At 44.7% G+C, this 7,426-nt stretch carries 7 protein-coding genes; 3 read left to right on the forward strand and 4 right to left on the reverse strand.

The genetic code is table 11. The features are described 5' to 3' along the window. Positions 1 to 112: 112 nt before the first annotated feature. Complete coding sequence (locus VB714_RS17030; protein WP_323225835.1) at positions 113 to 1,915, reverse strand: SulP family inorganic anion transporter; 1,803 nt, start codon at positions 1,913 to 1,915, stop codon at positions 113 to 115. 141 nt (positions 1,916 to 2,056) lie between these two features. Between VB714_RS17030 and VB714_RS17035 the strand changes: the two genes are divergently transcribed. Beyond that, positions 2,057 to 2,947, forward strand: coding sequence for a LysR family transcriptional regulator (locus tag VB714_RS17035; protein ID WP_323225836.1), 891 nt, complete (start codon positions 2,057 to 2,059; stop codon positions 2,945 to 2,947). On the opposite strand, the gene VB714_RS17040 is transcribed toward VB714_RS17035, so the two are convergent. Beyond that, positions 2,944 to 3,678 (reverse strand): hypothetical protein, encoded by a 735-nt coding sequence (locus tag VB714_RS17040; RefSeq protein ID WP_323225837.1) that lies wholly within the window; start codon positions 3,676 to 3,678, stop codon positions 2,944 to 2,946. The two genes, VB714_RS17035 and VB714_RS17040, sit on opposite strands and share 4 nt — an antisense overlap. Positions 3,679 to 3,708: 30 nt before the next feature. Between VB714_RS17040 and VB714_RS17045 the strand changes: the two genes are divergently transcribed. Continuing rightward, on the forward strand, positions 3,709 to 3,927 hold the full coding sequence (locus VB714_RS17045; protein WP_323225838.1) for a hypothetical protein: 219 nt from the start codon (positions 3,709 to 3,711) through the stop codon (positions 3,925 to 3,927). Between the two features lie 106 nt (positions 3,928 to 4,033). Here VB714_RS17045 and VB714_RS17050 read toward each other — a convergent pair whose 3' ends face one another. Next, positions 4,034 to 4,612 carry a Uma2 family endonuclease gene (locus tag VB714_RS17050; RefSeq protein ID WP_323225839.1) on the reverse strand — a complete coding sequence of 193 codons (579 nt, stop codon included), beginning with the start codon at positions 4,610 to 4,612 and terminating at the stop codon, positions 4,034 to 4,036. 102 nt (positions 4,613 to 4,714) lie between these two features. After that, a complete protein-coding gene (locus tag VB714_RS17055; protein WP_323225840.1) occupies positions 4,715 to 7,006 on the reverse strand; it encodes a DUF3488 and DUF4129 domain-containing transglutaminase family protein in 2,292 nt (763 codons plus the stop codon). A 237-nt stretch (positions 7,007 to 7,243) separates the two neighbouring features. Here VB714_RS17055 and VB714_RS17060 point away from each other — a divergent pair. Then, positions 7,244 to 7,426: hypothetical protein (locus VB714_RS17060; protein WP_323225841.1), on the forward strand; the 183-nt coding region annotated here is incomplete at its 3' end.

Here is a 7,426-nt window from a genome sequence, read left to right on the forward strand (position 1 = left end):
GGAGAATTCAATGATTTTAACCGATTTGCGCTATAATAACTAAAAACCAAACAATAAACCCTATTTTATGAGCTTATTGTTTGGCTTTAGGAGTTGTTTTTTGCTGTATTTCTTATTCCTTGCTTGTCTCGGCGATCGCCGGTTCTTTAGGTTCTTTAGGTTCTTCAGAATCCAAAGGCTCAACTTCCGGAGTTTCAGATTTTTCAGAATCTACAGGATTGAGTGTTTGTGTGTGAATGTGATCCGCCAAATTGGGATGGGTAACTTCCAATTTTGCTAAAGCAATTCGCAAGGCTTCGACTCGCGTAGCAACCAGATTTTCCCGAGGAATTCGATCCAAAATATTAAACCGTTGCAAGCGGGTTTGAACTTTGCCTTCTGCTCCCACCACAAAAACTTCTAAAGATTTTTCGTAGGCAGAATCGACGGTTTTTTCTAAGGCAAGAGTTGCCGTTACACCCAACAAAGGAACATCGGTTAAATCGAGCAAAAGCATTTCATAATTATCGAGAATGGATTGCCTTTGGGTAATCGCTTTGGCTGCTCCAAAGCTCATCGGGCCTCCCAGGTGCAGTAACAAGATTTTGCCTTTTGCGGCTCTCAATAACGCTTGTGCTTCGGGATTTTCGAGGACTTCTCCCGTGGGAGAATCGATCGCTTTAACGCGATCGGCTTGAATATCTGCCAAGCGTTTAATTGTCAGCATATTAGCCACAAAAACACCTAAACCAACTGCCATAATTAAGTCAACAAAGACCGTTAAGAGCATCACCCCATACATGATGGCAGCAGCGCGGATGGATAATTTATGAGCGCGGCGCAGGAATTTCCAATCAATAATATCGATACCAACTTTTAAAGCAATACCCGCTAAAACAGCCAGGGGAATTTGACGCGTTAAAGTACCGGCTCCCATGACAGCGACAAATAAAATCCCCGCACGAGTCAATCCCGATAATGCTGTACGTCCTCCGGTTTGAATGTTAACAACGGTGCCCATTGTTGCCCCTGCACCGGGTAAACCGCCGCATAAACCGGAAACAATATTACCAATTCCTTGACCGATTAATTCTTTATCAGAGTCATGTTGCGTTTGGGTCAAACTATCAGCAATAACTGCGGTTAACAGCGAGTCAATACATCCTAACATCCCTAAAACTACACCATCAATAAACATGAGGGTGAGCTGGTCAATGGTAAAGAAAGGGATTTGTAGGGTAGGCAGTCCCATGGCAATTTCCCCAATGCGGCGAATTTCCACATTTTGAAAGAAAACGAGGGAGACGATGGTACCCACAACTAAAGCCAATAATTGCGGCGGACAGAATTTTTTGATGCGAGCAGGAGTGAAGAAAATCAGCGCCACGGTCAAAATCCCCAAAATGGTTTCGATGGGATTTGCCTTGGCCAATAACTCGGGAAGCGCCGTAACGACTCCTAATACTCCTCCTTTGGGGTTAGCTTGTCCCAGAAACGGGGAAATTTGCAAAATAATCAGGATTAACCCGATCCCCGACATAAACCCGGAAATGACCGTATAGGGCATGAGGGTAATATATTTCCCCAACCGCAATGCCCCAAAAATAATTTGAAAAATTCCCGCCAGCATCACCACGGTAAAAGCCATGGCCAAGCCGTGTTCGGGGTTGCCGGCTTGCATGGCAGCAACCACGGCGGTCATTACCACGGTCATCGGCCCTGTGGGTTCAGATATGAGGGTGGGAGTGCCACCAAAAAGGGCGGCAAAGAAGCCGACGCAAACGGCTCCCCACAGTCCCGCCTCGGGACCGGCTCCAGAGGCAACCCCGAAGGCTAAGGCCATGGGTAGAGAAATAATGGCGGCGGTGAGTCCGCCGAAGAGGTCGCCCCGCACATTGCGGAAATGAATTTGGTTGGTAATCCTTAAGGTGGACATTTTATTGATTGAAAACTATGGATTCTTAAAAATCATTGATTTTAGTCTATGATTAGGGTAACAGCGATCGCGCAACAAAACTAAATTTTTAATTCAGAAAATTTAATCTAATTTTTAAGATTGACTTACGGGAGGTCATCCATGCAGGCAACACTACACCAATTAAGGGTTTTTGCGACGGTAGCGCGACACCGTAGCTTTACGAAGGCAGCAGATGAGTTAAACATCACTCAGCCAACGGTATCGAGTCAGGTGAAGCATTTGGCTAACATTCTAGAATTACCGTTATTTGAGCAAATTGGCAAACAACTCTATTTAACTGAGGTGGGAGAAGCGTTACTTGGGACTTGTCGGGATATTTTCGATCGCCTAGAAAATTTCGAGATGCAGGTTGCGGATTTTAAGGGGATGAAGCAAGGAAAGTTACGTTTGGCTGCGGTAACGACGACTAAGTATTTTGTGCCGAGATTATTGGGTTCTTTTTGTGCAACTTATCCAGAAATTGATATTTCCTTGCAGGTGATCAATCATCAACAGTTAATTCAACGCATGACGGATAATGAAGATGATTTATATATTCTCAGCAATCCTCCCAAGGATATTAATTTAGAGATACACAAAATTTTAGAAAATCCTTTGGTGGTGGTGGCGAAGTCCGATCATCCTCTTGCTGAGAAACACAATATTTCGATTCAGGAGTTGAATGGAGAATCTTTTATTTCTCGCGAGGCGGGATCGGGTACGAGACGGGCAATACAAGAGTTATTGAATAAGCATAAAGTTGCTGTACGAGTGCGGTTAGAGTTGGGCAGTAATGAGGCAATTAAGCACGCGATCGCGGGAGGGTTGGGGATTTCTGTTCTCTCCCAACATTCTCTTTTTGCTAAGGAGTTAGAATCAGAATTAGCCATTTTAGATGTGCGCGAATTTCCCATCGAACGCTATTGGTATGTTGCTTATCTCAGCAGCAAACAACTTTCTACGATCGCGCAAACATTCTTAGAGTATCTGCTCGAGCAAAGTCAATTCTAAAAATAAGACAATCGGCGTTTCGATCGAGATAAGATATATCGATTGGTTGGCGCGGTTGTCCCTAGAATTCGATCGATTTGAATCCTAGGAATAGGTGTTTCGATCGCTCGTTCGGGTTGGGGGCGATCGTTGACCCAAAAGCTAGACCAATAAGTTGTTGTTTGAATAAACTGCTGGCCAAATTCAGATGTTGGGTCTATCTCGATCGCACCGCTTAGGGTAATATCAAGATAGCTCTGGAAGATGGGATACTGCACATTAGGCGGCTGAGGTTTTTGAACGTAATAAATCCAGATTTGGGCATCGGGTTCGCCCAGTTGAACGGCACCCCACCAAGGTTTTATGCGATCGCGTTTTACTCTTTGACGACAATAGTTTGTTTCTCGGCGATCGAGGTTTTCTATCCCGCGTTTAACGGAAACTCCTATCCGAACCAATATCGCATTAAAGTGAGCATTAGGCTGGGCGATCGCCCCTAAATAAGTCATCGGTGCAGTGTGGGAATATACACTACTGCGATAGAACCAACCTCTTTCAAAACCATCAATCCAAATCGGTGTTGCTTGGGTTTCTGAGATCGTTGAATTTCGAGAGGCTTTAGCCATCAAGCTACCGTAGGCTACAATATATTGAGGTTTTGCTGGATCGATCTGCGGCTTACAAACAACTTGATGAGAAGGAAGTGAGAGTGCTAAAGCTGAGGAGGGTATAAATGTTGCAAGGAAAATCAAAAAACAATTAATTATTGTGAGATATATTAATTGTTTTTTTATAAAAGAGGTGTATTTTTTCATTATCTGAATGATGATTCCCGCGATCGCGCTTCTCCTAATTTTACCAGTCAGTCAGAGGCGATCGCGTATTGCTTTAACATCTGTGCGTGTATAAAGTTGCGTCCGAACTCCTTATCATTTCAACTTGAATCAGATTTAAACTCACGCAATCAAGGTAATTCATATATCCATGAATACACGATCTGAAATTTATGATTTTGATCGCTCAATTCGCAAACAACTTGACTCTTTATTAGAATTGGACAATTGACATTGTTTTCTAGCGCTTCTAGAAGATTATAGCTTAATCGTTCTATGCGCGATCGGCTACCTGTAACCAACCAAAAATCTGAGTTGGGGTCAGAGATAAATCGAGAAGCCAATTCGGTACCGGTAATTGCTGGCTTGAATCTCCTTCAAACAATCCAGGGGCGCAGTCGTTTTTATATGTCAAGATTAACTGTTCGCCTGGATCGATGAGCCAACCGAGTTGCGTACCGTGTTTCAGACAATGAAAAATATTGCGAGTGACGCGGGTAGCGGGTTGTTGGGGGCTGAGAATTTCAATCGTCCAATCTGGGGCTGTGGTAAAGGTGTTAGCGAGGTTGCCATTCGCGAGGATGGGTAAACGCCCCCAAGTAAAAATGGCAATATCGGGTACAGTAGACTGTCCGCCGAAAGTGCAACGCAATTCGGGTAAGGCAAGGGCAATGCGATCTCCTTCCGCAACCCGATTAATCTCGCCAATCAGTTTTTGCTGAATCCGGCTGTGTTGTCCTTGAGGCATGGGTTTGGGGAGAATATTCCCTTGAATAAATTCCCGAGGGGGAGTTGTTTCGGGGAGTTGGAGGAATTCCTTGAGGTTAATGGATGTGGTGGTGATTTGAGTCATCTGTATTCCCCTGCATCTGAACAATGATTCCCTCGATCGCGCTTCCTCTCATTTTATCAGTCAGTCAAAGGCGATCGCAGTAGTTCGCACCATTATCAATCATCAATGGCGAGAATTTGAGGATTTTTGCCAGAGATTGCGATAACGTTGGCGTAAATACTGCATATTTGGATTTTGTTCGCCATAACGCCATTGCACATAAGCGCGAGATATTTCTATGATAATCTCGGCTGTTCCTTGTTGAAGTTGTTCTCGCATTGTGGCGGCGTATTCTAAAGGAGTTTGTGCGGGATTTTTGTTGTAACCCTTGGCTGCCAAAACTTGTAACATTTGTTGGTAAAGTCGTTCCATGGGCGGTAATTTAGCCAAATTGCGCCACCGATACCACGATCGCACTCGCAATGCAGTTAACCAACTGAGGAAGGCGAAGGCGATCGCGCCAATTAAACCGCTAAAGAAGCCGATGGCGCTACTGGAGACAAACAGCCAGATTCTCATTGCGACCCAGGCGATCGCTTCAATCACTTTAGTGACGATATAACTGAGAAAGCTGGTGACAGGAGAAGGGAGCCAACCCGCAACCCAATGCCAAAATTGCCGCAAAACGCCGAAGGTGGCGTTTTCTTCCCAGGAAGGAGGAACAATCTCGTGACCGGGAAGGGGATCGAAGGAAAACCAGCCGCGATCGGGAAAGTACACTTCTGTGAGGGCATAGGCATCGGTATTGCGAACCAAGTAAAATCCGGTAAAGGGATTAAATTGACCCGTGGCAAAACCCACACTTAAACGACTGGGAATATCGAGAGAACGTAACATCACTGTTAAAACTGTGGCAAAATGATCGGGATATCCGCCTTGATATTTAAAGAGGAAGGTTTCCACTAAATCTTCCCCTTCTTCGAGTTGGAAGGTGGGGACAACGCTATAACTTTGTTTTAGTGCTTGAGCGAGAAACAGTGCCTTTTCGTAGGGGTTTGTAATCGGTTTTGTTGCTTTAGAGAGTAGTTTTTCTGCTTGCTGGCGAATTTTGTCGCGACTTTCGGGGGGAATTTGAAGATAGTATTTGCGAATTGTTTGGGGATACTTCGTTGAGGCTTGCCCGAGTTGAGCGCGATCGCGGCTGGGAACATCGGAAACCACAGTATAAGTTAAATCTTCCCCTAATGTTACGGGGACGCGAATACTGCCTTCGGGATCGAGGGCGACTTCTGGGGTCGGAAAATATACGGACCGGGCTTGATATAAAGCCGGTAAGAGGTTGGGAAGGCGATCGACGACGGTATAGGTTTGAATAATCGATCGCGTTTCCCCCGCAGGAGAAGGAGTGAGAAAAAAACGATAACTCCAAGGGGGACGACTAATGGTTAAGAGTTTATCATCGCGGGAAATCTCCCATCCTTTCCCCGTGTAGCGATCGAAGGCTAACACGCGCCAAAATCCTGGGGCTTGCGATCGCACTCGCAAAACCACTTTTGAGATCGAAAAACTGCTATTGTTTAGACTTTGATCGATTTGCGACTGAAACCCGTAATAAAGGGAATCATCTCCTATTGCTTCTCCGTTTTCTCCTTCTCCTGTTGCTTCTCCGTTTTCTCCTTCTTGTCCATTTCTCACTCCAGGATTAAAAATTCTCCGATTAATGTCGTTAAATCGTTCGTTTTCAAATTCAATGGAAGAGGTAACGGGAAATGTTTGCAGTTGATAGCCTGGAAAGCGCGGCATCAGTGCAAAAATAAGCAAGCCGATCGCCATCACGATCGCCAAAAAAGAAACCAGACGGGTGAGGGAAAAGGGTAATTTTTGGGGTTGTTTCTCTGGCTTTTCTTCTCCTCTCTGCCTTGGGATTTGGTCAAAACCAAGGCGAGAGCGATAATCTAAGACGAGGACCGGGAGGGCGATCGTTAAAAATAAGACAGGAAAAGGAGCGAAGGCTAAGGTTTCACTTAAAGTTCCTGCCACCCCCAAGAGAATTAAACCAATAATCATTGAATAGCCCAAATCTTTGCGGCGCGGCAGATCGAAGCTATGCAGAACTTGCAACTGGATCAAAAGTTCAGCAAGGACAAGGCGAGTATCGTTTAAGTTGTTCAGTAAGTTACCAAAAAAATACACCAAAGTTCCCAGCATTCCCATGGCAATGATAAATTTCATCGCGATATTGCGTTTCTTGCGCCGATACCAACTATAAGCACCTCCTGTCAAACTGAGGGGAATTGCCCAAGCACTCATGGTAGTATCGGCAGCAATATCTGTCGCAACAATCCCAATGATGACTAAAACCTGCACCAAGACTCTCAAACTGATGGATTCTTCGGTTTTGGGTTTGGGGAGGGTTTGGAGACGTTCCCAAAGTTGGGTTATACCGGGAATGCGGTGCAGTTTGAGGCTATCCATCGCTGGGTTGGGAATATTGAGTTATTCTTTACAATAAAACAATTTTTGCGGTATTTCAAATTGACGATAATTTCAGCAAGATTTCCCGTTGGAGATTAATGATGGTATTTTAAACTTGAACTTGTTAAGAAAAAATACTCGGCGTTGGTGTGTGCATAATGCTGTAGAATCAAAATGTCACAAGCCAAGGCAAAGCAATGCAGTGTCCAAAATGCCAATCGTCTCGCTTGAAAAAAAATGGTTTGCGCCGAGGCAAACAATGTCACCAGTAACATTACGCATTCTCCAACGCCCACAAAATGGGTTTTAGGGATGAAGGCGATCGCTTTGCTTCAACTGTTCTTCTTTTGGAGATTGGATTTTACGACCCATGAGGGAAAGTTGGCTTTATTGATTTTGTTGAAGAGATCGAACAACGCG

The organism is Spirulina sp. 06S082, assembly GCF_034932145.1.
Taxonomy (GTDB): Bacteria; Cyanobacteriota; Cyanobacteriia; order Cyanobacteriales; family Spirulinaceae; genus CCY15215.